This is a genomic window from Helicobacter suis (genome assembly GCF_902196135.1).
Lineage (GTDB): Bacteria > Campylobacterota > Campylobacteria > Campylobacterales > Helicobacteraceae > Helicobacter > Helicobacter suis_A.
The window spans coordinates 167,975-193,193 of sequence record NZ_CABIKE010000001.1; the positions used below are offsets into that span (position 1 = coordinate 167,975).

Genomic DNA, 25,219 nt, shown 5'->3' on the forward strand with positions numbered 1-25,219 from the left:
AGGATTAATTTTTGGCAGAGGTGATAGGTGTTAAAAAGGGGGGGCTTGTTTTAGATTTGCAAAGTGAGGATTTGGAGGCTGGAGAGGCGATTTATTTTGATAATAGCCCGCCTGCTTTAGAGATTATCCGCCACTCTTGCGCGCATTTGCTAGCTCAGGCAATTAAACAGCTTTATCCGGATGCGCAATTTTTTGTAGGGCCTGTGGTGCAGGAGGGGTTTTACTATGATTTTAAAACCGCTTCTAAAATTTCTGAGGATGATTTAGGCGTGATTGAGGCAAAAATGCAAGAGATCGCCAAAAAAAAGCACCCCATTCTCAAACAAACCATGAGTCGCCAAGAAGCCTTAGAGCGGTTTAAAAACGATCCGCTTAAACACGCCGTGATGTCTAAAATTGAAGGCGATTGTTTTAGTGTTTACACGCAAGGAGAATTTGAAGATCTGTGTAGAGGCCCCCATCTACCCCATACCGCTCTTTTACAGCATTTTAAACTTACCAAACTTGCTGGGGCTTATTTGGGCGGTGATGAAAAGGCAGAAATGCTCCAGCGCATTTATGGAATTGCCTTTGCCACTAAAGAGGCGCTTAAGGAGTATTTATACCAACTAGAGGAGGCTAAAAAGCGCGATCACCGCAAACTCGGGCAAGAATTAGGGCTTTTTTGCTTTGATGAGAATTTGGGGGCGGGTTTGCCTGTTTGGTTGCCAAATGGAATGCGTTTGCGTGTGCGTCTTGAAAATCTCTTAACAAAAGCTTTACTGCAATATGGCTATGAGCCGGTAAGAGGGCCTGAAATATTAAAAAGTTCTTTATGGCAAAAAAGCGGGCATTATCAAAACTACAAAGAAAACATGTATTTTACAACCATTGATGAGGTAGAATACGGCATTAAGCCGATGAATTGCGTGGGGCATATTAAAGTTTATGAGCACGCTTTGCGATCGTATCGCGAGTTGCCCTTGCGTTTTTATGAGTACGGCGTGGTGCACCGGCATGAAAAAAGCGGGGTTTTGCATGGGCTTTTGCGCGTACGCGAATTTACACAAGATGACGCCCATATTTTTTGCCGCTTTGATCAGATCAAAACAGAAGTACTTTCTATTTTAGAATTTACTAAAAAGGTTATGGGTGTTTTTGGCTTTGAGTATGAAATGGAATTATCTACTAAACCTACTAAGTATATTGGAGAGGATCATATCTGGGAGCAGGCAACTAATGCGCTTAAACAAGCCCTAGAGGAACATAATATTTCTTTTGGAATTGATGCAGGTGGGGGGGCGTTTTATGGACCCAAGATTGATATTAAAATCACCGATGCGATTAGGCGCAAATGGCAATGTGGAACCGTGCAGGTGGATATGAATTTACCCGCGCGCTTTGAGTTAAGTTATACCAATGAAGCGGGGAATTTAGAACAACCGGTCATGATTCATCGCGCAATACTGGGTTCTTTTGAGCGCTTTATTGCCATTTTAACCGAACATTACAGCGGGAATTATCCCTTCTTCATCGCGCCGGTGCAAATTGCTTTAGTGCCGGTTTCTATAGATCAACTAGAGTATGCACAAGAAATTTATCACAAACTTAATAAACGGGGCTTTTTTGTGTGCATGGCAGATAAAAATGAGACTTTAAGCAAGCGCATCCGCTCCCTAGAAAAACAAAAAATCCCCTTTATTGTGGTGGTGGGAAAAGAGGAAGTGGCACAGGGCAGTTTAGCCATTCGTGATCGCGCTTTGGGCAAGCAATATACAATGTTGCAAGAGGAATTTTTTCAATCTATGGAGGCAAAAATGCAAGAGGTTAGTTTTTGAGTAAAGAGGAAGTTTTATTAAACCAAGCGATTCGTTTAAAAGAAGTGCGCTGTGTGGGGGAGAGAGGCGAGCAGTTTGGAATTATTTCCTCAGAAGAAGCTTTGCGTATTGCGATGAGTAAGGGCATGGACTTAGTACTCATCTCACCCACAGCTAAGCCCCCGGTGTGTAAGGTTATGGATTATGGCAAATTTTGCTACCAAAGCGAGAAAAAGCAAAAAGAGGCTAGAAAGAAACAAAGGCAGATTGAAATTAAAGAGATCAAACTTTCTACTCAAATTGCCCAAAATGATATTAATTATAAAGTCAAGCATGCCAGAGAATTTATTGAGGAGGGCAAACATGTTAAATTTAAGGTGGTGCTTAGGGGTAGAGAGAGCCACGATCCTAAAGCGGGTTTAGCGGTTTTAGAAAAGGTAGCAGAGATGATGCAAGATATTGCCAATGCCGAGAAAGAACCCAAAGCGGAGGGTCGTTTTGTGATGTGGCTTTTTGTACCACAAAAAAAGTAAATTTGTTAGAAAGGAGAGAAAATGCCCAAGATGAAGACTAACCGCGGAGCAGCGAAGCGTTTCAAGGTGAAAAAAAACCTGATTAAGCGGGGCAGTGCTTTTAAAAGCCATATTTTGACTAAAAAAAGCCCGCAAAGAAAAGCCAACCTCAACGCCCCCCACTATGTGCATGCTACAAATTTGCGCTCTGTAGCAGGGCTTTTATGTAAAGCTTAAGTTTTTCCCCCTTGTACTCAAGCAAAAAGGGAAAGTTTGGTAATAATCACACCTCAAAGGTAAAGGAAAATTATGAGAGTTAAAACCGGAGTGGTGCGCCATCGCCGCCACAAGAAAGTTCTAAAGCAAGCCCGAGGGTTTTATAGCGGGCGTAGGAAACATTTTAGAAAAGCCAAAGAACAGCTTGAACGCAGTTTGTGCTACGCTTTTAGAGATCGCAAGCAGAAAAAACGCGATTTTAGGAGTTTGTGGATTGTGCGAATCAACGCCGCTTGCCACATGCACAACACGAGTTATTCGCGCTTCATGCACGCGCTTAAAAGCAGTAGCATAGAACTAGATAGAAAAATCCTAGCCGATATGGCAATGAATGATATGCCGGCCTTTTCTAATCTGATAGAGCAGGTTAAAGCCCATTTATCACCCAGTGCATAAAAACTCTGATTCTTGGATTGGAATAAAAAACGCCCCCTTTTTAAAGGGGGGTGGTTTGCAAGAAAAGGCATTTGCCGGTTTCGTCGTGATTGCTATAAAAATTAATTTTATAATATTATTTTTTTCTGGTTAGTTTTTGTATTTTTATGTTTTTTTTAATAGCATAATGCTAGAATTCTGGCGCTAGAAATCCATTTAAACTGAAGGAACCTAATGAAAAGAACAATAATAGCCATTCCCTTAGCTACAGCACTTCTAGGTGCTGCAGAGAGCCCGCAGTCCCCGTCGAAGAAGTCTGATCACAAACATGCTCAGCATGTGCGGATCTCTAAAAAAATGCGAGCCTCTAGCTCAGGGCGCGGGGAGAGGAACGCCTTTTTTGTAGGCGCAGATTACCAACTGGGTATGTTTACCTCCACTGAACAGGCTTGTGCAAACGCGGAGCAATGTAGTGAGACAGGTGGAAAAACCGGTTATGGCAACATGGGTGAACACACCTTTAAAGGAAATATAAATGCTCGCAACCATGTGAGTAATGGTTTTGGGATTGTGGTTGGGTACAAGCACTTCTTTAAAAAGTTGCCTGAGCTTGGAATGCGTTATTATGGCTTTTTTGACTATAACGCTTCTGATTACCGCTACTTTAAAAGCATTGATCCTAATAGCAACTGGAACAATAGCATGTATCACCCTACCAATATTTTTGCCTACGGCGTAGGGACAGATGTCCTTTTTAACCCCCAAATTTTCAATAAAGAAAATTTCCATTTTGGTTTCTTTGCTGGGGCTGCCATTGGTGGATCTTCTTTTGGTCCTATGAACTGGTATTATAAAGAGTTAATGCAAACTTATGCTGGGCATATGCGAATCTCTAGTTTTAACTTCTTCCTTAATGGCGGGATTCGCTTTGGCACAAGGCATAATGGCTTTGAAGTGGGCATTAAAATTCCGCTTATCCGCACTAACTACTACACCGCTTTAGGTGATATCCCCGCCGGTCTTCCCTTTAAAGCAACTTTACAACGCGACTTTGCTTTCTACTGGCGCTATCTCGTTGACTTCTAAGATTTTACTTTTGCCCCTTATAGGGGCTCTTATGGAGAGCAAGCAACACTGGTGTGTGCCTTGGGCTTCAAACCCAAAGAGCGTTTAGGTGTTCTAGGCGCTGCGAAGTTCGATTCTTTGGCTCTCTTGCCAATCTAAGGTTTTTTACATGCAACAGATTTTTTTATGCTCTATCTCTAATGTGAGTAGCGGGGATTGTAGCGAAGATTGTGCTTACTGCACCCAAAGTTCTCACCATCAAGGCAAAATCCGCCGTTATAAATTTAAAAAGACTGAGGAAGTTGTGCAAGAGGCTAAGAGATTACATCAATTAGGCGCGCTTGGCTTTTGTTTGGTAACCTCTGGGCGTGATTTAGACTTACAAAAATGCGAGTATATCGCTAGATTAGCCCAAGCCATTAAGCAAGAAATCCCGCATCTGCATTTAATTGCTTGTTGCGGGCGCGCTGATGTATCCTCTTTAAAATTTCTCAAGCAACACGGCATAGATAGCTACAACCACAATTTAGAAACCTCAGAAAAGTTTTTCAAAAACATCTGCACCACCCACCCTTGGGAAGAGCGTTATCAAACTTGTGAAAACACCCTTGAGGCGGGTTTGAGCTTGTGTTCGGGGGGGATTTTTGGCTTAGGGGAGAGTATAGAACATCGCATAGAACTTTTAAAAGTTTTGCGATCTCTTACCCCCGCTACCACCCCTATTAACTTTTTTATCCCAAACCCTTCTTTGCCCATTAAAGAGCCGGTTTTAAGCCAAGAAGAAGCCCTAGAGTGTCTAATTTTAGCGAGGGAATTTCTCCCAAAAACGCGCTTAATGGTGGCTGGGGGGCGCGAGGTGGTTTTTGGCAAGAACCAAAGAGAGATTTTTGAGTACGGCGTGGATGCCATTGTTTTAGGGGATTATCTCACCACTAAAGGTGATTCCCCTCATCACGATCTACAAATGCTTAAAGAGTATGGCCTAAGCATTGCTACTAGCTGTGATGGGTAGGCTTTTAGAGCACATACAACAAATTTTTAAAGGCATTTTGGGTTTCTTTTATGCCTGCAGTGCCTTAACTTCTGATCGCATAAAAAAACGCTTTGAGGAAATGGCCTCGCTTTTTTATTATGCCTCCTCACTAAGCTTTTATACCATTCTCTCCCTCTCTCCTATTTTGCTCTTTATTGCTTTAGTTTTTGTTAGCCCCTTTTCCCAAGCCTTTGAAGTAGAAAAATTGCTTTTTCCAGATAGCCCGGATTTTATCAAAGTAACCCGCTCTTTTTTTAAATCCTTCATGCAAAATAACCGCGCTTTAGGCATTGTAGAAATTTCCTTTATTGCCCTTGCCTTCTTTTTATTCTGTGAAAACTACCGCTACATCGCCTCTAAAATTTTTAATGCCGAACCGCGCGATTACTTCACTTTTAAAGGAAAAAGGATTTTTGTTTTTTGGGGATTTGGTACGGGGATTGTGTTCATGCTTGTTTTACCCTGTATTCTAATTTATGATCTTAAAATGCAGGATTTAGCACAAGGGTGGCAACTCTCTTTTTTACATTGGCTAGGTTCTTATGTTTTCTTTGTTTTACTCTTTCTTATCCCCACTAATAAAACCTTTAAACGGCTTTCATGGTCTCTTGTGTGGAGTTTTATCACGAGCATTTGTTGGAATTTGATGAAATGGGGTTTTGTTTATTATGTGCTTTATAACCGCACCTACCACGAACTCTATGGCTCAATTTCTATCCTATGGTTTTTAATGTCTTATATTTATGTTTCTTGGCTACTTTTGCTCTTTGGCATGTATGGGTGTGAGGTGTGTGATCAGAATAGTAAACCCTTACTAAAGCGTTTTAATGCCAAAGATAATTGCATTAAAAAAGATAGCAACGGGTAAGCTCTCTACACTCTGCTACTTTCTCTCTAAGAGCTTTATTATTAAAGCTATTTGTTCTAAAGATTTTATCAAAGAAAAGATATAACTGCATGACTACGATGTTTTGTTGCTGTTTGGTTAGGCACTTGGTTCTTAAGATATTTTCAAGTTTTTTAAAACGGCGATACAGAGACTTATTTTCTTTATAGGCAAGCGCTTTAAAGTCCCCCATGTATTTTATAATATGCTCTATGTCATGGGGGTCTATTTTTTCAAAAGGGCAACTCTCTTGCTCCTTGGGTTTTCTAAAATCGTTTGTGAAATATTCTTGAAATTGCTTTTTAGTTAACATAGCTGATTATCTCCAATATAAGGCTTTTAATTTTTTATTGTCCATGTTTATCCTTTAAAAGGGTATTAGGCTTTTTGTTTGGCTAAAACATCTAAAATGGCATTGATAAGTTTAGGGGCTTGATCTTCGCCGTATTGTTTGGCTAATTCAATGGCCTCGTTAATCACAATGGGAGGCTTAGTACTCGTATAAAGCACTTCATAAGCCCCTAAGCGCAAAATCGCCCTTTCCATACTCCCAATACGCCTTATAGGCCAATCTTTTAATAAGGGCTGTAAAATTTGATCTAAACTTTCTAAGCGATCTAATGTCCCTTTTAAAAGTTCTAAAGCAAATTGTTGTTGGGCGTTTTTGATCTTTCTTTGGTTTAAAAAATCAGAGGCCTTTTCTAACACCGCTTCATTCCCGCTTTCATAGGCATACAATAAGCCCACAACCGCTTCTCTAGCTTGACTTCTAGTAGCCATTATAACTTCGTATAGAGATTAAGTAATTCAATCAAGGTTTGCATCGCTTCAAAACCCTTATTGCCCGCTTTACTCCCGGCGCGTTCTAATGCCTGCTCTATATTCTCTGTAGTGAGTAAGCCAAAGCTAACAGGCAACCCGTATTTTAAAGTGGTGTTAGCAATGCCCTTTGTAGCCTCTGCGCTGATATAATCAAAATGCGGTGTTCCCCCTCTAATAAGTGCGCCTAGCACGCATACCCCATCGTATTTTTTAGAAACAAGCAATTTATCTAATACAAAGGGCAATTCGTAAGCCCCCGGAACTCTAATCACGCTTAGATTTTCTAAATTGCCTCCATGCCGTTTAAAATTATCTAGTGCGCCTTCTATAAGCCTATCGCTAATTAAATGATTAAAACGAGAGGCCAAGATCGCCACTCTTTCATGCCCTTGTAAATTCAATGCCCCTTCAATGCTTTTAAATGCCGCCATGAACATCCTTTAAATAGTGTTGTGGGCAACTTTGCAGGGCTAATAAATCCTCTATCAAAGGTTGTAAATGCGCAACATCAATCATATTAGCCCCATCGCTTAAAGCATTTTTAGGATCGATATGGGTTTCCATAAAAAACCCATCTACTCCCACTGCTGCACTTGCCCTAGCTAAAAAGGGTACAAAAGAACTATCCCCCGTACTTTTACCCCCAGCACCTCCGGGCATTTGCACGCTATGGGTGGCATCAAAGATCACTGGGGCAAAGGCGCGCATGATCACAAGTGAGCGCATATCCACCACCAAATTAGCATACCCAAAACTAGCCCCCCTCTCACAAAGATAAATCCCATGCTCTAAACACGCTTGATAATGGGGGGTTTTATAATTTTTAGCACGGGTTTTTAATGCCTTCAGCGCGCTATATTGCATGTCTTTAGGGTGCATAAACTGCCCTTTTTTGATATTTAAAATCCGCTTAGTCTGTGCGGCTGCAACAATTAAATCAGTTTGGCGGCATAAAAACGCCGGGATTTGTAGCACATCTACTACTTCAGCTACTCTACCTGCCTGTGCGCTTTCATGAATATCTGTTAAGAGTTTATAGCCAAATTTATTCTTGATACTCTCTAGCATTGATAAACCCTTTTGCAATCCAGGTCCGCGGTAACTCTCTAAACTGGTGCGATTAGCCTTATCAAAACTAGCTTTAAAGTAAAAATCAATTCTAGGGTCTGTTGCTAGAGGTTTAAGAGCGTTGGCAATAGATTCTAATACAGACATTTCCTCAATCACACAAGGGCCAGCGATCAAGACGCATTTAGCCAAACTCTTTCCTTAATAATGTGGTGTATAATGGGACATTGTAGTTTGTTTTTGCTAAAAAAGGGATATGATGCAGCTGTGTTTGGCGCTAGATTTAGACAATAAGCGTGCATGCCTAGATTTATTAAAACAACTCCAAGGGTTAAATCTATGGGTCAAACTAGGTTTAAGAGGATTTATCCGCGAGGGGCCACAATTTATTCAAGAAATTAAAAACTTAGGCTTTAAAATTTTTTTAGATTTAAAATTACATGACATCAGCTCTACCATGCAAAAGGCCGCTTTAGAGTGTGCTAAATTAGGTGTGGATATGATCACTTTACATGCCAGTGCCGGGAGTGAGGCGCTAGTAGGTGTGGTAGAAAAAATGCGCGCGCTAGAAAAACCCCCCCTTTTAATGGGGGTGAGTATTTTAACGAGTTTAGAAGAGTCTCAGGTAGAACAAATTTATCATATGCCTCTGCAAGATCAAGTTTTACACCTCGCACAAATCTGTTTTAAAAGTGGTTTAGACGGCGTGGTGTGCTCTGTTTTTGAAAGTAAGGCCATTAAACAGGCTACTAGCACGCATTTTTTAACTCTAACCCCTGCCATTCGCCCCTTTACATATTCTTTAGACGATCAAAAACGGGTGGGTAATTTAGAAGATGCTAAACGCGCCCTAGCTGATTTTATTGTTATTGGCCGCCCGATTTATAACGATTCTAACCCTCTACAAATCACCATTAAGATTTTAGAAAAGATAGGAGAATAACATGGAGTTTTGCACTAGGGGGAGTGATCTTATTAGCTTTAGAGGCCAAGAAATTGGATTTGTACCTACAATGGGGGCTTTACACTCCGGGCATGCTAGCTTGATTCAAAAGGCTAGGGCGCAAAATAAGATCGTGATTGTTTCTATCTTTGTTAACCCGACCCAATTTGGCCCCCATGAGGATTACAACCAATACCCTAGAACGCTGCAAGCTGATTTAGAACTGTGTGAAGATCTAGGGGTAAGCGCTGTTTTTGCCCCAGAACCTAGCGAAATTTATCCTTTTAAACAGAAAATCACTCTCCAACCGCCCCCCTACTTGCTAGGTTTTGAAAATGATGCGCGCCCACATCATTTTGAGGGCGTTTTACAGGTGGTGCTTAAACTCTTTAATCTAGTGCGCCCGAAGCGGGCGTATTTTGGACGCAAAGACGCCCAACAACTTTTAATTATCCAGCATATGGTGGCTGATTTATTTTTAGAGATAGAAATTGTACCTTGTGAGATTGTGCGCGATTCTGATGGGCTAGCTTTAAGCTCGCGCAATGTGTATTTAAGCCAAGAGCAACGCCAAAGCGCGCTTAAACTCCCTCAGGCCTTAATGCGCATTAAAAAAGCTATCCAAGCAGACGAAAATCAGTGCGCTAATTTAATCCAACTAGGTTTAGAGACCTTAGAAGGGCTGAAGGTGCATTATTTAAGTATCTGTGATCACCACTTAACGCCCTTAGATCAAATACAACCAACAAAAACCCTTATTTTATGCGCGATTCAAGTAGGGGCTGTGCGTTTATTAGATAATTTATGGGTGTGATGAGAGCTAAAGATTTATTTTATAAGCGCTAAAATCTATTTACAATTTAGAAAATTCACTTAAAGGCAGCATGATGCTTTTAAATGCCATTATTGAAAAAGATGAGTTTGGGTATTTTGCCTATGTGCCTACCTTGCAAGGTTGCATGACGCAAGGAAAAACTTACGAGGAAATTCTAAAAAACATCAAAGAAGCTATTGAGCTTTATTTAGAAAGTTTGAGAGCTGATGCGTTAGTTCTTATTTCTAATAAAAAGATTTAGCAAGTTGCTATTAAAGTGGCTATTAATGGCTGATCTGCCTAGACTTACAGGTTTGACAAGTTTTACCCTTTATTCAAGTGAAATTTTACACCCCTATAAGACCTAACTTAAGAAAATTACCAAGCGCGCTATAAGATTTGTAAATATTTCATTAGACCTTTAGATTACTCATAGATTACTCATAGATTACTCATAGATTACTCATAGATTACTCTTTGTTACCTAATTGGTAATATAATACCAGAGTACTTAAGTGTGGATTTTTTTCATGGTTAGGACGATAGGATTAGTTTTATTAGTGTTGGCTGGTTTGATCCCAAGCAAAGGCTTGGCTACTGATTTTGACATCCGCAACGGGTTATTTGTGGGCGCTCAGTATGGTATGAACAACGAACAATTAAGTAGCCAATCCCAAGTCCCCTGCCCTATCTGTGCTTTAGACAAAAACGCGATTAGCTTGCCTACCCTAGATAGCAAGGACAAATACCCGCCCTCTGTTGTAGGGTGGGTTAATAGCCTTGATTCAAATATCACGCAGGCTTTAAATGAGCTGACTAATCTAAATAATCTTTTATTACAGGCTGAAATTGATAATCAAAGCCTAACCTCTCGTACTAGTATTTCTCTATCTGATATTGCAGATTTACCCACACTTGAGGCGCAAATTCAAAGTACAATGGCGGATTTAAAGGGCTATATTGATGCCCATGCTGATAGTAGCCAAAATCAAGGCGTGCTTTCTAAATATGCCTCTATGTTGTCAGAAATTGAAAGTCTTAGTAAACAAATCAGCACTGAGGTAAATAATTATAATAACGCGATAAGCACACAACAGCAGAATTACGACAAAGCAAAAACAGAGTATCAAAATAAGTTAAGCCAATATAATACAGATAAAACACAATATGAAACAGCTAATAGCGCCTTAGGAAATGCTATAGGTCAGGCTATTAAAGATGTTTCTGATAAAACTACGGGGGTTCAATCTAGCCAAGCTTTAGGGGAGGTTACAACTGATATTAATAATATTATGAGCGGTTTAAAAAATATAGAAAGACCTGATTCTTGGCCATTCACTGGGAGTTATTCGCAAGCTACATACAATAGTGCAGTGAGTGCTGGTAAAAATCTAACTGGAGTAACTTATACATGCTCTAATGGGTCATGTACGAGTAATGATTCAAGTAAAATAGCTAGCGATTTAAGTGATAAACAATATATAAGCATATGGCCATGCTTTTATGAGCCTAAATGCAGTTTGAGCACAGAGACTAGAGAGCAGATGCTTACATATTTTACTGAAACGATGAGTTGGTTTAGTTATATGGCTGGTTTAGTGGCTGGCAATAGTGCGCAAAGACAAGAATTAATTGATGATTACCGAACTTTTATCCAATTATTTGATCAACAACTTTCTAATAATGGCTCACAAATGCTTATCCCCGCTAGCTCAGCCATGCAGCCTGCCCCCACTATGACTACCCCTAATACTTTAAGTTTTAATTACAAAAACTTTGCAGACGCCATTAAGGCAGTAGACACCACAAGAACGAGTTTAACGCCTATGATGACAACAATCAACCGCTTCACTAAACCCTATGCCAATAGAAGTTATAACGGCTCACTCTTGCTAGGCTATCAATCTTTCTTTAGTAAACATTTTGGCTACTCTATTCAGGGCTCAGTGGGTTATGGCTATATAGCAAGCCCGCTTTTTAGACAGCAAAACTTTGGCATGAATGTGCTTAGAAACTTACAAGATGTATCTGTTAATCTAGGCGCTGATCTGTATTGGGATTTTAACGCGCCTAAAGGCAATACGGCCGTGTTTTATGGGCTTTTTGTGGGTTTATCTGGGGGGAGCATGAATTATGATCTAAGCGCGCAAAGTGATATTTGGCGGGCTTCTTATGATTTTGATTTAGATTTAGGTTTGCGTTTTCAGTTTGGGGCAAATATTGTTAAAGTAGGGGCTGATATTCCCTTGATTAAACACAATATTAACTGGCAAATAGGAGTAACTGGGCATGCACCTATTAATTTTGAGATGCAACAAGGCGTGCAAGCAAGCGGGTTTTTTATCCAATACGATCGCTTAATTTTATGGCGTGCCTCTAGTTTTTGGGCTACTGTCCACCGCCACTTAAGAAAGAGAGCAAGAATTCGCCGCGTTTATGACCCGTATAGATTTTAATCCGCCCTTTGGAGAGAAAACTCTCTATGCGGGCAAACACTTTTAAGATTTAAACTTATTTGAAAGATTTTTTCATGTCAATGACATGTCTAAATAAAGCATTAGAGTGGGTTAGATCGTAGAAAACTGAATCAATATCTTTACCCTCAACGAGTTTAATTTCTGGGTAGATGTTGTGCAAAATAGAAAAGTCTAGCATTTCTTGGGTTTCTTTGATTCCGCCTACCAAAGAGCCATAAACCTTTTTGTTTGGATCAAAAACAAGTTGGGCAATACTGATAGTTGGCATCACATTAAAGGGAGGCAAACCCACAATGGCTAATTCCCCGCCATAAGCCAGACAGCGCACATAATCTGTTAAATCATAGCTAGTTGGGATTGTAGAGAGAATAAAATCTAAATTGGCATGTTTGGCGTCTTTAACAGAGCTATAGTAATGTTTAGCGCCCATATCCATTGCCATTTCTTTTTTAGATTCACTTCTTGCAAACACGCTTACCTCCGCTCCCATGGCTAAAGCATATTTAAATGCCATATGCCCTAATCCGCCAAAGCCCGCAATGCCTACTTTAGTGCCCTCTTTGACTTGTGCAAATTTTAAAGGGGAGTAAGTGGTGATCCCGGCACAAAATAAGGGCGCGATTTTTTCAAAAGGGGCGTCATTAGGTACTCTAATCACATAATCCTCATCTACCACGATACAATTAGAATACCCGCCCATGTGGGGTTCGTTGTTGTGGAAGTAATCCGGACAGTTATAAGTATGAACAGCCTTTCCTTGTTCACAAAGTACTTCATGGTGGTTTAAACAATTAGAACATTGTTTACAAGAGTTGACAAAAGTACCCACTCCAGCGCGATCGCCTACTTTAAATTTATGTACATGAGAGCCTACAGCGCTTACAACCCCTACAATTTCATGCCCGGGGATCATCGGATAAATCCCCTCTCCCCATTCGCTATAAGCCGCATGGATATCGCTATGGCAAATCCCGCAGTAGTGAATATCAATCACAACATCTTTTTCACCCATTGCATGTCTAGTAAAATCATGCTCTTTAAATTTGCCGTCTTTAGAAAAAATGGCAAAACCTTTGGCTTTAATGCGTTCCATGTGTATCCTTTGATAAAAAATAATAGGCTAAGGGGGCCATTCTAGCGCTAAAAAGTTAATCCTTAGCGCTTTGTGTGAAACTACTAACTAAGCAAAAGATTTTTTCATATCAATAACATGTCTAAATAAAGCATTAGAGTGAGTCAGATCGTAGAAAACTTGATCAATGTCTTTTCCCTCAACGAGTTTAATTTCTGGGTAAATATTATGCGCGATAGAAAAATCTAGCATTTCTTGGGTTTCTTTGATTCCGCCCACCGCAGAGCCATAAACTTTTTTATTAGGGTCCATAACTAATTGGAAGGCATTAACACTAGGAATTACGCTAAAGGGAGGCAAACCCACAATGGCTAATTCCCCGCCATGATCTAAGCAGCGCATATAATCTGCAATTTCATAGTTAGTTGGAATGGTAGAGAGAATAAAATCTAACTCCGCATGTCTAGCATTTTTAACAGAGCTATAATAGTGCTTAGCGCCCATATCCATCGCCATTTCCTTTTTAGCCTCACTTCTTCCAAACACACTCACCTCAGCACCCATTGCTAAAGCATATTTGAGTGCCATGTGCCCTAAACCGCCAAAACCAGCGATGCCTACTTTAGTGCCCTCTTTGACTTGTGCAAATTTTAAAGGCGAATAAGTGGTGATCCCGGCACAAAATAAAGGCGCGATCTTTTCAAAGGGCGCATCGTTAGGGATTTTAATCACATAATCCTCATCTACCACGATACAATCAGAATACCCGCCCATGTGGGGCTCATTATCATGGAAATGATCTAAACAGGCATAAGTATAAACCGTCTTTTCACAAAGCATTTGTCTATGATTGACACAATGTTTACATTGTTTACAGGAATTGACAAAAGTACCCACTCCAGCGCGATCGCCTACTTTAAATTTCTGTACATGAGAACCTACGGCTGTAACAACTCCCACAATTTCATGCCCGGGGATCATCGGATAAATCGCAAACACATCTCCCCATTCGCCATAAGCCGCGTGTAAATCGCTATGGCAAATCCCGCAGTAGTGAATATCAATTAAAACATCATTTTTACCTAGAGCGTGGCGGTTGAAGCGGTGTTCTTGAAATTTTCCGTCTTTAGAAAAAATGGCAAAACCTTTGGCTGGTATCATAATGTCTCCTTTTTTCTTTTTAAGATTCATTGAAATTTAAATATTTTTTAAGAGCTAATGTCCTAGCCCGCGCGCGATTTTACTATAAAAATGCTAATAAAAATCATCTACCAAAATACTTAGCTAATAAAGGGACTTGGAATAGAAAATCAAAATTAACCACGCCTTTAATAAAAGCTTTTTTAGCTTTAGCGTGGTTTGTTGCTTGGATACTTTTGCGGACTGTATTGACATCTTGGTTTTGATAGGGCAATAAAGCATTTTGGACAAAATGAAGGACTTCAGGCACGGTTTTAGCGTGTGCCATTAATTGGTGTTTGAGTAAATAATGATCATGGTAGAGCCATAAAGAGCGCAAAGACAGAGTAGGCAAACCACAATAACAGCTTTCTAAATTCATCGTTCCCCCTCCGCCTAACATGAGATCACTATGGGCGTATAAATTAGGGGCGCTAAATTTTTGTTCTAAGATGATCACATTTTTAAGGTGGCCAAAGGCTTTTTTAAGAGGTTTAGCACTGTAGCGCGGGAGGATTACCAAATTAACATCTAATTCATTTAAAACAGGGATACTTTCATAAAATAGGGTTGTAGGAGTAGATACATAGTGGGCTTGTTCTTCTTGGCGCAATAAAAGAGTGGGGCGGTTGCAATTTAAACCACAGGTTTTTCTAAAATCTATCTCACTAGGCTCTTTTAACCACAATACCGGATCAATAAAGGGATAGAAGATCACTTCTTGTGCACCTGCTAATTTATAAGCCTCAAGAGGCACGATGAAAGGAGCAAAGATCACATCTGCTAGGGGGGCGCTGAGTTTAGCTAGTTTTGTAGGTGGCATGATCTCTTGTTTATTATGAGGCTTAGAACCTAAGCTTGGGGTGTCTAAAAAGTAGGCAATAGGGATTTGTAAAGCAAAAGCACTTTGTATAGCCTCTACACTTGCACCCACTAGCAATAAATCCGGGCGCTTTTTGGCAAAAAGTTTTAAAAACCAGCGGCTACGCCTTAGACGCTCTGTATACTTTTGCTCTAAACTTTCCCCCCGCCCGCCAAAGCATAAATAAGGCATGTGATAAAGGTCTAAAAGCGCGCGGGTTTCTTGGTAATTAGGGCTACTGCGGGTTGTAATAAGAACTTCTGTTTGCAATAAGGGGAGTAATTCTTTAAAGAATAAAACATATTTAGGATCAATAATATCTAGCCAAATCAAAGCGATTTCACTAATCTTTCTAACATCGTATAAACAAAACGCGCGCTAATCTTAGCACTTTCATGTAAAAAGAGATCAAAATCAGCGGGGGCTTCTCCATTTGCCTTATCGCTCACACTTCTAAGTACACAAAAGGGGATATTAAAATCCCGGCAAATACAAGCCATGCTAGCCCCCTCCATTTCCACCACAGCCGCGCCAAAGATTTTATGCCATGTTTGTTTGATTTCAGGGTTATTTACAAATTGATCGCAAGTGGCCACGATGCCCTCTTTAAGCTCTATATTTAAAGAGTGCGCCACATCTTTAGCTAATGCATTCAGGGTACTATTACTTTCTACAAATACGCTACTCTCAGGGATAAAGCCTAAGGGATGCCCAAAGGCGCTTAAATTAACATCTGCCTGACAAAGTTTAGTGGCTAAGATTAGATCGTTAATTTCTAAATCAGTGGCCAAACCCCCCGCTACGCCGCTAAAAATAAGCGCCTCCACACCATAGCGTAAAATCATAATGCTAGCCGTTGTGGCGGCATGTACCTTGCCAATTTTACTATAGGCTAAAATCAGGGTGGTGTTTTTAAAGGGAATAATATAAAAAGTGTTATTGCCTACTTTTTCTGCTCTATGCTGGCTAAATATTTCTAAAAGCGGGGTGATCTCCTCTTGCATCGCTCCCATAACTCCAATGGTTTTAAAAGTAGGCATTTTGCTCCTTGTGTTGATGATTAGTTTATTTTAACACATTAAGCTATCCATTAGTAGCGATAAGCTAAAATCTAACTTTGTGCTTGTGGACAGGTGGGTGAGTTGGCTGAAACCACATCCCTGCTAAGGATGCGTAGCCGTAAGGTTACCGAGGGTTCGAATCCCTCCCTGTCCGCCACTACTTCTACACTAGCAAATAGCGTTAGTTTATATCCTGCTTGTATTTTGTTGTTAGCTATAGAAAAATTTTAAAAGATGAGAGCAAAGCCCCGGTGGCAACCGGGAGAATGAGAACTAGTTGTGTTGTTCCTCATGTTCATGGTGATGGTGGTGTTCGCCATGGTGGTGGTGATGGTGGTGGTGATGGCCGCCGTAGTAGTGGTGATGGTGGTGATGGTGGTGTTCTGCACCCTCTTCATGCTCATGGCAACATTCATCATTATGATGTGACATTTTCGTATCCTCCGGAAGTAAAATATTCTCAGTGTTAAACCGAGTGGGGGCATTCTATCTAAGAAAAACTATATTTTGGTAAACAGCGTTATGAAAGATCAAGTTTGTTTGAAAAAAAGCACGCATTCTTTTTCTAAAGTGTATAACTCATAACGCAAGGTTTTAAAATTTGGAGTATCTAGTGTGGGGGATAAGATGTATTTAAAACATTCCTCCAACACGCGCGCGCTCTCTTGTGCTCGTTTAAAATTGGCTTGTAACATGTGCAAACAAGATTGTGTATGCATGCAATCATAAGAACTAAGTACATCTGCATCGCTATTTCTTTGCGTGTATAACAGATTAAAATCAACTTTATTTTCAACAAAAATAGAAGTCGCTGTGTGGCGGATTGTTTTAAGGCGTGTGGCTAAATCCTGATGATCGCAAAGATAGCGCATCATATCCTCAACCACTCTAACCCCCTCCTTTAAACGATTCAAATTGGCATCTAAAAGACGCCAAATGGGTTTAGTCGTTGCGACCACCCATAATACCCATGATTTGTAGGAGCGAAACAAAGACATTTAGAAAATCTACATACAAAGCCACAGCGGCTTCTATAGGGCTTTCATAACGACCTCTAATGATGTTTTGCGTATCATAGGCAATAAAAAGGCTAAAGAGAATCACACTCACACCGGCAATAGCTACTTGCATGAGAGGAGAACCTAAGAACAAGTTAATCAAAGAAGCCACCAAAACAACAATCACAGCAATAAAGAGCATTTTGCCCATATTAGCTAGATCGCTTTTGGTTTTGATCGCATACACACTCATGATGCCAAATATGATAGTTGTCATGCCCAAAGCCTGCCAAATAGCGCTTGCCCCTGATCTAGCAATTACAAATCCTAAGAGAGGTACTAGAGTGATACCAGATAAAAAGGCAAAAGCAAAGAGCATTAGCAAGTTAACAGTGGGCATCCTGCGGGTAAACATCAACCCAAAAAAGGCGGCGATTTCACCAATAAAGAAAGCCCATTTATACTGGACAACAACACCAAAATGCATCAGCCCTATTAGCGCGCCAATGGTAGCCAAAAGAAGGCTACCGGCGAAGAACTTATAGGTCGTTTTAACAAAATCAACTAAGACTGTTTCACTTTGTTCTGCATGGAAAGAAGTTTCCACCTGCGAACGATTATATAATGCCATGGTAAGACTCCTTTTATCAAAAAAGTGCTAGGATTGTAGCAGATTGCTATTAATTTATTGCTTAATATTCATAAAATCGCTGTATTTAGCTTGAGATAGGGGGATTTGTTGAGGGTTGCAATTAATGGTTTTGGTAGGATTGGTCGTTGTGTGGCTCGGATTTTACTTTCTAAATATGCGGGAACTTTAGCGCTTATTAATGATCCAGCAGATAGGGAAGTTTTAACCTATTTATTTGCGCATGACAGCGTGCATGGGGTTTATAAGCCGGAGGTATCTTTAGAGGGGGAAAAACTTTGTGTGGGAAATGACTATGTGCTTTTTAAGCAGTGTCAAAATCCGCAGGATTTAGACCTTTTAGGGATAGATATTCTCTTAGAGACTTCGGGGAAATTTAACACCTATGAGGATTTAGAGGTTTTTAGGCAAAGGGGGGCTAAAAAAGTGATCTTAGGCGCGCCCTTTGCACCCAGTGCCTCAGATTTAGCCAAAAAAGCTACTTTTGTATTGGGGGTTAATCACTTTGCTTACAAGAAACAAGATATTATCTCTAATGCCTCTTGTACCACCAATGCCCTCGCGCCTCTTTGCATGCTTTTAGACACACATTTTGGGATACAAAGCGCTTTACTCACCACCATTCATAGCTACACAAAAGGACAAGCCCTTGTTGATGGGGTTTTAGGCACGGATAAACGCCGTAGCCGCGCTGCTGCTAATATTATCCCAACCACCACCAGATCGGCTATGGCTCTTTATTATGTTCTGCCTAATCTTGAGGGGAAAATGCATGGCCGTAGTGTGCGCGTGCCGACTATGGATGTTTCTATGGTGGATTTAAGTGTGTATTTACAAAAAGAGGTAGATACGCAAACACTTCTCACACTTTTTAAAGAAGCTAGCCAATCTAATCTTAAAGGCATTTTAGAAGTAGATAGTTCTTATAAAGTGAGTAGCGATCTTGTGGGCAATGAGGCTAGTTGTGTACTGATAGAGGACATGACTTTTAGTCTAGGTAGGCATGCAAAAATCATGGCGTGGTATGATAATGAATGGGCTTATGCTAAACGGCTAGTAGATTTAGCCTTTTACATTGCCTAAAACATACTAGCGCTTTCTAGCATAGATGGGTGGGTGTAGATCATATCCTTAAGAATAGAAAAACTTAGGTTTTGATTAATGGCTAGACTAAAAAGGTTGATATACTCATAAGAAAGCGGGCAGTGCAAACTAGCCCCTAAAACCCGCCCCTTAGGGCTATCCTCAACCAGTACTTGTAAAAGCCCTGTTGTGTCTTCTAAGATTCTAGCCCCGGGAATACTAGCTGTTTGGAGGGTTTTAACCAGCACCGGTTGATCTTGAACATCGCGCGCACGCAGGCCTACATGGCTATAAGGGGTTTCTATATAAAGGACTTCCGGTAAAACATTGCGGTTTAAAGTGGTGCGTTTTTTCTCTCCATAGAGATGATCAAAGACGATACGATAATCATCTAAGCTTACATAAGTGGTAAACATTTCCCCACCTTTGACATCACCAATCGCATAAATATTTCCCTCGCTATCTGCATTGGCCACTAAAAAGCTATTGGTTAAAATTTCTTGGTGCGCGCCTAATTTGATACCAGCCTTTTCTAGGTGTAAATCAATGGTATTTGGTTTGCGGCCTGTGGCTAATAAAATCGCATCGGCCTCTAGGCTACGCTCTTGTTTATTTGAGTCGTTATAAGAGACGCGATGGCCTTTGATCTCTTTAACCTCTGCGCCTAAAATAATCTCTATTCCTTGTTGTGTGAGGGTTTTATAAATACTCTCTTGAAATACTTGATCTTCTTTGGGTAAAAAGACATCTCCTCGCACTAATACACTCACCCGCGTAGCCGTTTTATGGGCATGGTGTCCAAATGAGCTAAACATGCTAGCAAATTCTAAACCGATATAACCCCCACCCACCACCACTAAATGGGCGGGTAAAGTGTTTAATTGCATTAAAGAAGTGCTGTCATAGACATTATTAGATTTGATAGAAATAGGGGGGTTAAGGGGGATAGAACCGGTATCAATAACAATATAGGCCGCGCTAATTTCTTGACAACTATCATCATAATAGACCATGAGGGTATGGTTGTCTTTAAACCCTGCATGCCCATCTATAAGGTGGACTCGTGCTTGTATCAAGGCTTCATAATTTCTTTGGCGCAAAATAGCCACCATTTTATTTTTAGCCTCAATGCTTTCTTTATAACCATTAGCCCCTTTTTTATGTGTGGCCATGTGCAATAAGGCTTTAGAAGGGATACAGCCGGTGTTAATGCAAGTCCCGCCATACATCTCTTTAGACTCTTCTATGAGAGCAACCCGTTTACCTAGTTTAGAGGCAGCAATTGCTAAAGTTTTGCCCCCTTTCCCAAACCCTATTACAACTAAGTCATAATCAAACGCCATAGCTACCTCTTTGTTTTTGACAATGCTAGCACTTTTTAAAAACCCCTAGTTTAACGCTAGCCACCTGCGCTGTATTATTAAAGATGTTTAAATTGTAACATCAAGGACATGCGAATCCACCAGTTGTTCTAGTTCCTCTGTATTTTCCACCGCGCGTTTGAGTGCATCATCGCTGTAATAATGGCCGTGGTAGTTGTGCGTTTTATCCCCATGTGTATCCGGTTTTGAATCTGAAGATTCTTGATTTTGACGGTAGTGTTGTTCCTCTTTATCTTCATGCACGGCTTTATTTTCCTCTAAAGCGCGGGTTGCTTGGACTACTTGTAAGCGCTCTAAAAATTCTTGGTGGTTAACTTCAGAGAGTTTAGGGAGAGCGTTTTGATTGACAATAGAACTATAGGGGGTATTTTGATTGACATAAGTTACATTGCCTACCATGGAGACTGCCATAGAGTACTCCTTTAATAAAATTTAGGCTTAAAGCCTAAAAAGTATATCGGCTTAGTTAGCGGTGGATTTTGCGTAAAACATAATTGAGCAAGTCATAACTATCTAAGGCTACCGTGAAATACACTTGATAAGAGGATTGTGTGGTGTGGTAATTGCTCATGGTGTTGTAGACAAATTGGGTACGGATAGTGGCAAAAGAACTTCTAAATTCGTAGTAAATATCCAGACGATTATAGAGTGGAGCTTGGAAGAAAGGCACGCCGCGATAAATCGGTGTGGGGCAATAATTGCTAGAGCTAGAACAAATCTTATCAATGTAAATATCATTGTATTCTTTATAGTGAAAATCCTCACCCTGTCTACTGGCAAAAAACATGTCATAAATGCCAAAGCCTTTATATTGCATATGCGTATCCATAAACAAACCCGTACCCACTCTAAAGGGCACATCAAGGCCAATTCTGCGTAGTCTCTCCAAATTCCCCAACACCCCTATAGAAAAATCTAATTTTTCCATAAAGGGTGCGGCGTTGATTAAATTAGTTTTAGCATAGGCTTGGTAATAGAGGCGATCTAATAAATAAACCGATCCAGTAGAGATACTACCGGAGGTATTAGGCCAATTGAGCAAATATTGATCTTCTACATGGAAATACTCCGCATTGCCCCCAAATATTAAAAACCCTTTGAGGGTAGAGAGTTCGGTATAACCCATGAAACTAAAACGATCCATGCCATTACCCAAATTGTTATGCCCAAATTTACAGATATAACAATTCCCCCCAAACCAATCAAGCATAAACTCTCCCTCTAAGGAGGTGGATTTATAAGGGTCTTTTATGGGTTTATACTGGACTAAAAATCCTCTAGCATTAGGATCAATAAACCAGTAGTAGGGCGCAAACACATTAAGTGGGTAATGGCCATTGAGATATTTTCTAGGAAAAATCCCCCCAAAAAAATTAAAGGCGCGTCCTTTAGCTTGGTAATAAAGCGTGGGGCCCCATCTGGAAGGGAAATTTAGTTTGTAGTTGTGGATATTTTGGAAAAAAAACGCTCCCACCATTATTTTTTGTTCTACATTTTTGGTATTAAACGCAAACCCAATTTCAGGGGTTAAACGGGTGTTAAGGGTGGTGTTAGTATTAGGCCAATAAGTTGTAGAACCTTCATGGTCCATGATGAATAGATTAAACCCTAAGTTATAGCGCATATGCTCGCTAAAGTGCATGCCATAGAGTTTAGGGATAGAGAGCCAAATACAGATTAAAAAAAGGCAGATTTTATTTGTAGGCGATTTTAAAAGAGCAAACAACATGGGTCATCCTTTAAGCCGACAAGAAAGCCTAATTATACTATAATAGGTAGATTTTATCAGAAAGGATGTTGCATGTTCCACGAGTACAGAGATGAGATTAAAGAGTTGAGCAATAAAAACCCTCACTTTCATAAGATTTTTGAGGAACATAACGCTTTAGATGATGAAATCGCGACTTTAGAGGCTAGCGGTACAGATGATCTAAAAATCGCAACTCTAAAGAAGAAAAAACTCCATCTTAAAGATGAGATTTATCGCATGATTCAAGAACATAAAGATGCGCGCGCACCTAGCCATTAAAGGTGTTTAAGGATTTTATAAGCTTCTATAACCTCTAAAAACCGCTGTTTGTAAATGCTTTTGCGCTTGGAGGTATTGGGGGCAGTATCTGGGTGGTAAAGTTTAGCCAGTTCTAAATAGCGGTGTTTGATTTCCTCTTTAGAATGCATCACCCCTAACCCTAGCGTGCGCAAGGCTTTTAAAATCAATTCTTCTTGTTTGGTTAAATGCAAAGTTTGGGTGGGGTAAATAAACTGGATATAGGCGTGTTTAAAATGGGGATTTTTAAGATTCATCAGGATTTGCAAGGCGTCTAAATGGGCATGGGTTTCGTGTAAAAAATCTTTTTTATTGCTCTTGTCTGAAAAAGGTGTTTCTAGCAAAATATGAGCCGGAAAAGTGGCGTGTAAAAATTCTCTAGCTAGATAATTTGTGTAGTAAAAAACCAATCTAGAATGCATATACACCACATGGATTTCTACTTTATGCACCAATGCTAGGTGGGGATTGTAGATTTTTTCTAACTCATGGTTTTCTTTAAACACAATGGGTAAATGGGCGTGATCTAGGATTTTTTGCAATAAGATTTTAAACATGTCCGGGTGGTTAAAGGGGTGCAGGGCGTATTTAGCATAAAAAAGGCGGTTTAATAAGTAGGTTTTTTTAATGCTCTCTTGTTCAAGCAAAATTAAAGTACGCTTAAAACGCACATGTTCAGGGAAGTGTTTTTCAACATAAAGGCTAGTTTTGGCGTATAATGAAGGGTCTAAGCACACCTCAATAAATTGCCCGGAGTGAGATTTTTTAGAAGAATCAGCCAAACAAAACGGGGGCGCTTTGGTTTTAATCTGCATGCTTTACTATAGCACCTTTTTTATAAGGTTCTATAAAGCTAAATGTACCTCTTTTGATCTCATAATAAATCACCCATATGGCCACCATAAGCGCTAGAAACTGCGAAAGTGGGTAGGCGATCCAAATGCCTTGCAAACCATAAAAATGGCTTAAAATGGGGAGTAAGATCGCGATAAACACAATGGTTTCACACAGAGTAATTAAAAAAGAGCTTTTGGTGCGCTGGATAGATTGGAAAAAGACCGCACAAAATAAGTTAATGCCTAAAAAAATATGCCCAAAATAGTAAATATCCATTGCATGCTTGGTGTCTTTAAGAAAGCTAAGGTCTGTAAGTTGCTTTTTATCCACATAGAGTTTAAGCAAATACGGATCAAAGAAGTAAAACAAAATATACAACCCCACGCCCACGCAAAAAGCCACCTTCAAGCCAAAAATAAAGGCCATACGGACGCGATCTAAGCGCCTAGCACCATAACTAAAGCTAGCAATAGGCTGGATACCCTGCCCGATAGAAAGTAAAGTTGTCCAAAAGACAATCCCGTTGTACATGATAATGGCATAAATAGAAACCCCGCGCTCGCCTACTGTATGCATGATAGTTTGGTTAAACATGAGCATGACAATGGCTGCGCTAAGTTCAGAAATGCTTTGGGGTAGACCGCTTTTGGCTGAGGAAATCACGCTAGCTAAATTAAAACGCGCCACAAAATAAAGTTGGCCTTTTTTAAGCAAAAAATGAGAAAGCAGCACCGCAAAACCCACCGCATGCCCTACTACTGTGGCAATGGCGCTACCTTCAATCCCTATTTCAAAGACATAGAGTAATAAATAATTAAAGATCACATTGATCAAAGAGCCAATAAGCATAGCCACCATTGCTAAAATAGGGCGTTTATCATTGACCACAAAAACATCAGCTAGGGGGTGTAAAACCAAAAAGAAAGCGCCCATGAAAACCACTTTGGCATAACTAGAAGCCATAGGTAAAATTGCATCGTTGCTACCTAGCATCTTAACAATAGCTTGACTGAAAGGCACTAAAGCTAAGCTAATACAAGTAATGCTAATGGCTACAAAATAAAACACAGAGCTAAATACAAGCCGGGCGCGCTTGGCGTGATCTTTGCCTAGAAAATAAGAAGCAATGGAGGCGGCTCCTAATCCAAAGAGCAGTTCAAAGGCAATAAAAGTAGGGAAAATAGGCCAACACACCCCAATAGCCGCTAAAGCTTGCTTGCCTAATTTATTGCCCACAAACATGCCATCAATCATAGAATAGGTAGAAAGTGAGATCATAGAAAAGGCAAGGGGGATAAAATAGTAAAAAAAGAGTCTAGGAATGGGGGTGGTTTTTAGATCAATGGCCATGTCCTGCTCCTACAAACCTATAAAATTCTATAAATCTATAGGCTAAAAGCATGGGATTTTTGTTGGTTTCTTAGTTTCTGGTTAGTTATTAACTGACTTGTTTTTACATCAGTTAATAAAACCGCCATGTCTAGGCTAATTTGGCTAAGAGCCCTGATGAAGTGTTTAACTAGTTTTAAGCTAGCGTTATAGTCTAAATCAAGAAAACCACAATGGGAGCAATACACTCCCTTAAAATCTCTATCGTTTGGAGAATTGTGGGCTACGTCTTGCCTTGCGTTTCCCATATTTTTTCCGCTCAACCACACGAGAATCCCTTGTTAATAAACCCTTAGGTTTTAAAATCGCCCTAAAAGCGCTATCATAGCTATCTAGTGCTTTAGAAATGCCATGTCTAAGTGCTTCTGCCTGTGCACTATACCCGCCCCCAAAAACCACTGCTTTAATGTTAACAAGGTCTTTTTGTTGGGTCAGAACTAAAGGTTGCATCACTTTCATCTTGATAGATTCATGCCCGCCTAGCCAAGTGTCTAAATCCATGCCATTAATATCAAGCTCGCCTTTGCCATGCCAGAGCCAAACTTTAGCAATGGCGCTTTTTCTTTTTCCTGTGGCATAAAATTTTGTCATCT

At 40.2% G+C, this 25,219-nt stretch carries 30 protein-coding genes and 2 tRNA genes; 15 read left to right on the top strand and 17 right to left on the bottom strand.

Features of this window, described 5'->3' with window-relative positions; translation table 11 throughout:
- The first annotated feature begins 11 nt into the window (after positions 1 to 11).
- The 8 genes from thrS to G6Q06_RS00865 all read left to right on the top strand — a co-directional run bounded on the left by thrS (position 12) and on the right by G6Q06_RS00865 (position 5,925).
- The gene (gene thrS / locus G6Q06_RS00830; protein ID WP_163565411.1) at positions 12 to 1,817 is read left to right on the top strand and encodes a threonine--tRNA ligase; all 1,806 of its coding nucleotides are present in this window, start codon (positions 12 to 14) and stop codon (positions 1,815 to 1,817) included.
- On the top strand, positions 1,814 to 2,329 hold the full coding sequence (gene infC, locus G6Q06_RS00835) for a translation initiation factor IF-3 (protein WP_163533016.1): 516 nt from the start codon (positions 1,814 to 1,816) through the stop codon (positions 2,327 to 2,329). Before thrS ends, infC begins: the two co-directional genes overlap by 4 nt.
- Before the next feature lie 21 nt (positions 2,330 to 2,350).
- Positions 2,351 to 2,545: a 50S ribosomal protein L35 gene (gene rpmI, locus G6Q06_RS00840; RefSeq protein WP_006565320.1), complete on the top strand. Its 195-nt coding sequence runs from the start codon at positions 2,351 to 2,353 to the stop codon at positions 2,543 to 2,545.
- A 72-nt stretch (positions 2,546 to 2,617) separates the two neighbouring features.
- Positions 2,618 to 2,980, top strand: a complete 363-nt coding sequence (gene rplT, locus G6Q06_RS00845) for a 50S ribosomal protein L20 (RefSeq protein ID WP_163533014.1) — start codon at positions 2,618 to 2,620, stop codon at positions 2,978 to 2,980.
- 213 nt (positions 2,981 to 3,193) lie between these two features.
- Positions 3,194 to 4,045, top strand: coding sequence for an outer membrane protein (locus G6Q06_RS00850; protein WP_163533013.1), 852 nt, complete (start codon positions 3,194 to 3,196; stop codon positions 4,043 to 4,045).
- A 34-nt stretch (positions 4,046 to 4,079) separates the two neighbouring features.
- Positions 4,080 to 4,177: transfer RNA gene (locus G6Q06_RS00855), tRNA-Sec, on the top strand.
- 16 nt (positions 4,178 to 4,193) lie between these two features.
- On the top strand, positions 4,194 to 5,036 hold the full coding sequence (locus G6Q06_RS00860) for a biotin synthase (RefSeq protein ID WP_163565412.1): 843 nt from the start codon (positions 4,194 to 4,196) through the stop codon (positions 5,034 to 5,036).
- A complete protein-coding gene (locus tag G6Q06_RS00865) occupies positions 5,029 to 5,925 on the top strand; it encodes a YihY family inner membrane protein (RefSeq protein WP_240329132.1) in 897 nt (298 codons plus the stop codon). The genes G6Q06_RS00860 and G6Q06_RS00865 overlap by 8 nt, the downstream gene beginning before the upstream one ends.
- Here the strand turns inward: G6Q06_RS00865 and G6Q06_RS00870 are convergent.
- From G6Q06_RS00870 to kdsA, 4 genes are all read right to left on the bottom strand, one after another.
- Positions 5,903 to 6,256, bottom strand: coding sequence for a hypothetical protein (locus G6Q06_RS00870; RefSeq protein WP_163533011.1), 354 nt, complete (start codon positions 6,254 to 6,256; stop codon positions 5,903 to 5,905). The two genes, G6Q06_RS00865 and G6Q06_RS00870, sit on opposite strands and share 23 nt — an antisense overlap.
- A 65-nt stretch (positions 6,257 to 6,321) precedes the next feature.
- Positions 6,322 to 6,723, bottom strand: coding sequence for a transcription antitermination factor NusB (gene nusB, locus G6Q06_RS00875; RefSeq protein WP_163565413.1), 402 nt, complete (start codon positions 6,721 to 6,723; stop codon positions 6,322 to 6,324).
- Positions 6,723 to 7,196 carry a 6,7-dimethyl-8-ribityllumazine synthase gene (gene ribH / locus G6Q06_RS00880; protein WP_163534284.1) on the bottom strand — a complete coding sequence of 158 codons (474 nt, stop codon included), beginning with the start codon at positions 7,194 to 7,196 and terminating at the stop codon, positions 6,723 to 6,725. The genes nusB and ribH overlap by 1 nt, the downstream gene beginning before the upstream one ends.
- Complete coding sequence (gene kdsA, locus G6Q06_RS00885) at positions 7,183 to 8,025, bottom strand: 3-deoxy-8-phosphooctulonate synthase (RefSeq protein WP_163565414.1); 843 nt, start codon at positions 8,023 to 8,025, stop codon at positions 7,183 to 7,185. Before kdsA ends, ribH begins: the two co-directional genes overlap by 14 nt.
- A gap of 67 nt (positions 8,026 to 8,092) precedes the next feature.
- Here kdsA and pyrF point away from each other — a divergent pair, with 67 nt between their 5' ends.
- The 4 genes from pyrF to G6Q06_RS00905 all read left to right on the top strand — a co-directional run bounded on the left by pyrF (position 8,093) and on the right by G6Q06_RS00905 (position 12,046).
- Positions 8,093 to 8,776, top strand: coding sequence for an orotidine-5'-phosphate decarboxylase (gene pyrF, locus G6Q06_RS00890; RefSeq protein ID WP_205435699.1), 684 nt, complete (start codon positions 8,093 to 8,095; stop codon positions 8,774 to 8,776).
- 1 nt (position 8,777) lies between these two features.
- Positions 8,778 to 9,590: a pantoate--beta-alanine ligase gene (gene panC / locus G6Q06_RS00895; protein ID WP_163563887.1), complete on the top strand. Its 813-nt coding sequence runs from the start codon at positions 8,778 to 8,780 to the stop codon at positions 9,588 to 9,590.
- Positions 9,591 to 9,663: 73 nt separating this feature from the next.
- On the top strand, positions 9,664 to 9,852 hold the full coding sequence (locus G6Q06_RS00900; protein WP_205435702.1) for a type II toxin-antitoxin system HicB family antitoxin: 189 nt from the start codon (positions 9,664 to 9,666) through the stop codon (positions 9,850 to 9,852).
- Positions 9,853 to 10,120: 268 nt separating this feature from the next.
- Positions 10,121 to 12,046, top strand: a complete 1,926-nt coding sequence (locus G6Q06_RS00905; RefSeq protein WP_163565416.1) for a hypothetical protein — start codon at positions 10,121 to 10,123, stop codon at positions 12,044 to 12,046.
- A 55-nt stretch (positions 12,047 to 12,101) separates the two neighbouring features.
- On the opposite strand, the gene G6Q06_RS00910 is transcribed toward G6Q06_RS00905, so the two are convergent.
- The 4 genes from G6Q06_RS00910 to G6Q06_RS00925 form a co-directional block, all read right to left on the bottom strand.
- Entirely contained in the window at positions 12,102 to 13,160 is a 1,059-nt protein-coding gene (locus tag G6Q06_RS00910) for an NAD(P)-dependent alcohol dehydrogenase (protein ID WP_163565417.1), read from the bottom strand.
- 87 nt (positions 13,161 to 13,247) lie between these two features.
- Positions 13,248 to 14,303 (bottom strand): NAD(P)-dependent alcohol dehydrogenase, encoded by a 1,056-nt coding sequence (locus G6Q06_RS00915; RefSeq protein WP_205435746.1) that lies wholly within the window; start codon positions 14,301 to 14,303, stop codon positions 13,248 to 13,250.
- 100 nt (positions 14,304 to 14,403) lie between these two features.
- Positions 14,404 to 15,513, bottom strand: coding sequence for a DUF354 domain-containing protein (locus G6Q06_RS00920; protein ID WP_163565418.1), 1,110 nt, complete (start codon positions 15,511 to 15,513; stop codon positions 14,404 to 14,406).
- A complete protein-coding gene (locus G6Q06_RS00925) occupies positions 15,510 to 16,220 on the bottom strand; it encodes a 5'-methylthioadenosine/adenosylhomocysteine nucleosidase (protein WP_163565419.1) in 711 nt (236 codons plus the stop codon). Before G6Q06_RS00925 ends, G6Q06_RS00920 begins: the two co-directional genes overlap by 4 nt.
- A gap of 87 nt (positions 16,221 to 16,307) precedes the next feature.
- Here G6Q06_RS00925 and G6Q06_RS00930 point away from each other — a divergent pair.
- Positions 16,308 to 16,398, top strand: a tRNA-Ser gene (locus tag G6Q06_RS00930).
- Positions 16,399 to 16,514: 116 nt separating this feature from the next.
- Here G6Q06_RS00930 and G6Q06_RS00935 read toward each other — a convergent pair.
- From G6Q06_RS00935 to G6Q06_RS00945, 3 genes are all read right to left on the bottom strand, one after another.
- Positions 16,515 to 16,673: a hypothetical protein gene (locus G6Q06_RS00935; protein ID WP_205426628.1), complete on the bottom strand. Its 159-nt coding sequence runs from the start codon at positions 16,671 to 16,673 to the stop codon at positions 16,515 to 16,517.
- 98 nt (positions 16,674 to 16,771) lie between these two features.
- The gene (locus tag G6Q06_RS00940; protein ID WP_240329133.1) at positions 16,772 to 17,200 is read right to left on the bottom strand and encodes a thiamine-phosphate pyrophosphorylase; all 429 of its coding nucleotides are present in this window, start codon (positions 17,198 to 17,200) and stop codon (positions 16,772 to 16,774) included.
- On the bottom strand, positions 17,184 to 17,870 hold the full coding sequence (locus G6Q06_RS00945; protein ID WP_163565421.1) for a Bax inhibitor-1/YccA family protein: 687 nt from the start codon (positions 17,868 to 17,870) through the stop codon (positions 17,184 to 17,186). Before G6Q06_RS00945 ends, G6Q06_RS00940 begins: the two co-directional genes overlap by 17 nt.
- Before the next feature lie 108 nt (positions 17,871 to 17,978).
- On the opposite strand from G6Q06_RS00945, the gene G6Q06_RS00950 reads away from it, so the two are divergent.
- On the top strand, positions 17,979 to 18,971 hold the full coding sequence (locus G6Q06_RS00950; protein ID WP_163563895.1) for a type I glyceraldehyde-3-phosphate dehydrogenase: 993 nt from the start codon (positions 17,979 to 17,981) through the stop codon (positions 18,969 to 18,971).
- Here the strand turns inward: G6Q06_RS00950 and G6Q06_RS00955 are convergent.
- From G6Q06_RS00955 to G6Q06_RS00965, 3 genes are all read right to left on the bottom strand, one after another.
- Positions 18,968 to 20,314, bottom strand: coding sequence for an FAD-dependent oxidoreductase (locus tag G6Q06_RS00955; protein ID WP_205435704.1), 1,347 nt, complete (start codon positions 20,312 to 20,314; stop codon positions 18,968 to 18,970). The genes G6Q06_RS00950 and G6Q06_RS00955 overlap by 4 nt on opposite strands.
- Positions 20,315 to 20,401: 87 nt before the next feature.
- Entirely contained in the window at positions 20,402 to 20,764 is a 363-nt protein-coding gene (locus G6Q06_RS00960) for a hypothetical protein (RefSeq protein WP_163563896.1), read from the bottom strand.
- A 55-nt stretch (positions 20,765 to 20,819) separates the two neighbouring features.
- Positions 20,820 to 22,082, bottom strand: coding sequence for a hypothetical protein (locus tag G6Q06_RS00965; RefSeq protein ID WP_205435706.1), 1,263 nt, complete (start codon positions 22,080 to 22,082; stop codon positions 20,820 to 20,822).
- Between the two features lie 72 nt (positions 22,083 to 22,154).
- Between G6Q06_RS00965 and G6Q06_RS00970 the strand changes: the two genes are divergently transcribed.
- Complete coding sequence (locus G6Q06_RS00970) at positions 22,155 to 22,382, top strand: YdcH family protein (RefSeq protein ID WP_163534272.1); 228 nt, start codon at positions 22,155 to 22,157, stop codon at positions 22,380 to 22,382.
- On the opposite strand, the gene G6Q06_RS00975 is transcribed toward G6Q06_RS00970, so the two are convergent.
- The 3 genes from G6Q06_RS00975 to rpsI form a co-directional block, all read right to left on the bottom strand.
- Positions 22,379 to 23,215: a J domain-containing protein gene (locus tag G6Q06_RS00975; protein ID WP_240329134.1), complete on the bottom strand. Its 837-nt coding sequence runs from the start codon at positions 23,213 to 23,215 to the stop codon at positions 22,379 to 22,381. The two genes, G6Q06_RS00970 and G6Q06_RS00975, sit on opposite strands and share 4 nt — an antisense overlap.
- Entirely contained in the window at positions 23,205 to 24,587 is a 1,383-nt protein-coding gene (locus G6Q06_RS00980; protein ID WP_163565422.1) for an MATE family efflux transporter, read from the bottom strand. The genes G6Q06_RS00975 and G6Q06_RS00980 overlap by 11 nt, the downstream gene beginning before the upstream one ends.
- Before the next feature lie 240 nt (positions 24,588 to 24,827).
- Positions 24,828 to 25,217, bottom strand: coding sequence for a 30S ribosomal protein S9 (gene rpsI, locus G6Q06_RS00985; protein WP_006564281.1), 390 nt, complete (start codon positions 25,215 to 25,217; stop codon positions 24,828 to 24,830).
- Between the last annotated feature and the right edge of the window lie 2 nt (positions 25,218 to 25,219).

Excerpts from the sequence above, each read along its gene's own strand:
- pyrF (WP_205435699.1), top strand. The coding sequence starts at position 8,093 with ATGCAGCTGTGTTTGGCGCTAGATTTAGACAATAAGCGTGCATGCCTA.
- rpsI (WP_006564281.1), bottom strand. The coding sequence starts at position 25,217 with ATGACAAAATTTTATGCCACAGGAAAAAGAAAAAGCGCCATTGCTAAA.
- G6Q06_RS00850 (WP_163533013.1), top strand. The coding sequence starts at position 3,194 with ATGAAAAGAACAATAATAGCCATTCCCTTAGCTACAGCACTTCTAGGT.
- nusB (WP_163565413.1), bottom strand. The coding sequence starts at position 6,723 with ATGGCTACTAGAAGTCAAGCTAGAGAAGCGGTTGTGGGCTTATTGTAT.
- G6Q06_RS00910 (WP_163565417.1), bottom strand. The coding sequence starts at position 13,160 with ATGGAACGCATTAAAGCCAAAGGTTTTGCCATTTTTTCTAAAGACGGC.
- G6Q06_RS00970 (WP_163534272.1), top strand. The coding sequence starts at position 22,155 with ATGTTCCACGAGTACAGAGATGAGATTAAAGAGTTGAGCAATAAAAAC.
- G6Q06_RS00905 (WP_163565416.1), top strand. The coding sequence starts at position 10,121 with ATGGTTAGGACGATAGGATTAGTTTTATTAGTGTTGGCTGGTTTGATC.
- ribH (WP_163534284.1), bottom strand. The coding sequence starts at position 7,196 with ATGGCGGCATTTAAAAGCATTGAAGGGGCATTGAATTTACAAGGGCAT.
- G6Q06_RS00965 (WP_205435706.1), bottom strand. The coding sequence starts at position 22,082 with ATGTTGTTTGCTCTTTTAAAATCGCCTACAAATAAAATCTGCCTTTTT.
- panC (WP_163563887.1), top strand. The coding sequence starts at position 8,778 with ATGGAGTTTTGCACTAGGGGGAGTGATCTTATTAGCTTTAGAGGCCAA.
- G6Q06_RS00975 (WP_240329134.1), bottom strand. The coding sequence starts at position 23,215 with ATGCAGATTAAAACCAAAGCGCCCCCGTTTTGTTTGGCTGATTCTTCT.
- G6Q06_RS00860 (WP_163565412.1), top strand. The coding sequence starts at position 4,194 with ATGCAACAGATTTTTTTATGCTCTATCTCTAATGTGAGTAGCGGGGAT.
- G6Q06_RS00870 (WP_163533011.1), bottom strand. The coding sequence starts at position 6,256 with ATGTTAACTAAAAAGCAATTTCAAGAATATTTCACAAACGATTTTAGA.
- G6Q06_RS00955 (WP_205435704.1), bottom strand. The coding sequence starts at position 20,314 with ATGGCGTTTGATTATGACTTAGTTGTAATAGGGTTTGGGAAAGGGGGC.
- G6Q06_RS00980 (WP_163565422.1), bottom strand. The coding sequence starts at position 24,587 with ATGGCCATTGATCTAAAAACCACCCCCATTCCTAGACTCTTTTTTTAC.
- rplT (WP_163533014.1), top strand. The coding sequence starts at position 2,618 with ATGAGAGTTAAAACCGGAGTGGTGCGCCATCGCCGCCACAAGAAAGTT.
- G6Q06_RS00935 (WP_205426628.1), bottom strand. The coding sequence starts at position 16,673 with ATGTCACATCATAATGATGAATGTTGCCATGAGCATGAAGAGGGTGCA.
- G6Q06_RS00960 (WP_163563896.1), bottom strand. The coding sequence starts at position 20,764 with ATGGCAGTCTCCATGGTAGGCAATGTAACTTATGTCAATCAAAATACC.
- G6Q06_RS00925 (WP_163565419.1), bottom strand. The coding sequence starts at position 16,220 with ATGCCTACTTTTAAAACCATTGGAGTTATGGGAGCGATGCAAGAGGAG.
- G6Q06_RS00945 (WP_163565421.1), bottom strand. The coding sequence starts at position 17,870 with ATGGCATTATATAATCGTTCGCAGGTGGAAACTTCTTTCCATGCAGAA.
- G6Q06_RS00900 (WP_205435702.1), top strand. The coding sequence starts at position 9,664 with ATGCTTTTAAATGCCATTATTGAAAAAGATGAGTTTGGGTATTTTGCC.
- rpmI (WP_006565320.1), top strand. The coding sequence starts at position 2,351 with ATGCCCAAGATGAAGACTAACCGCGGAGCAGCGAAGCGTTTCAAGGTG.
- G6Q06_RS00865 (WP_240329132.1), top strand. The coding sequence starts at position 5,029 with ATGGGTAGGCTTTTAGAGCACATACAACAAATTTTTAAAGGCATTTTG.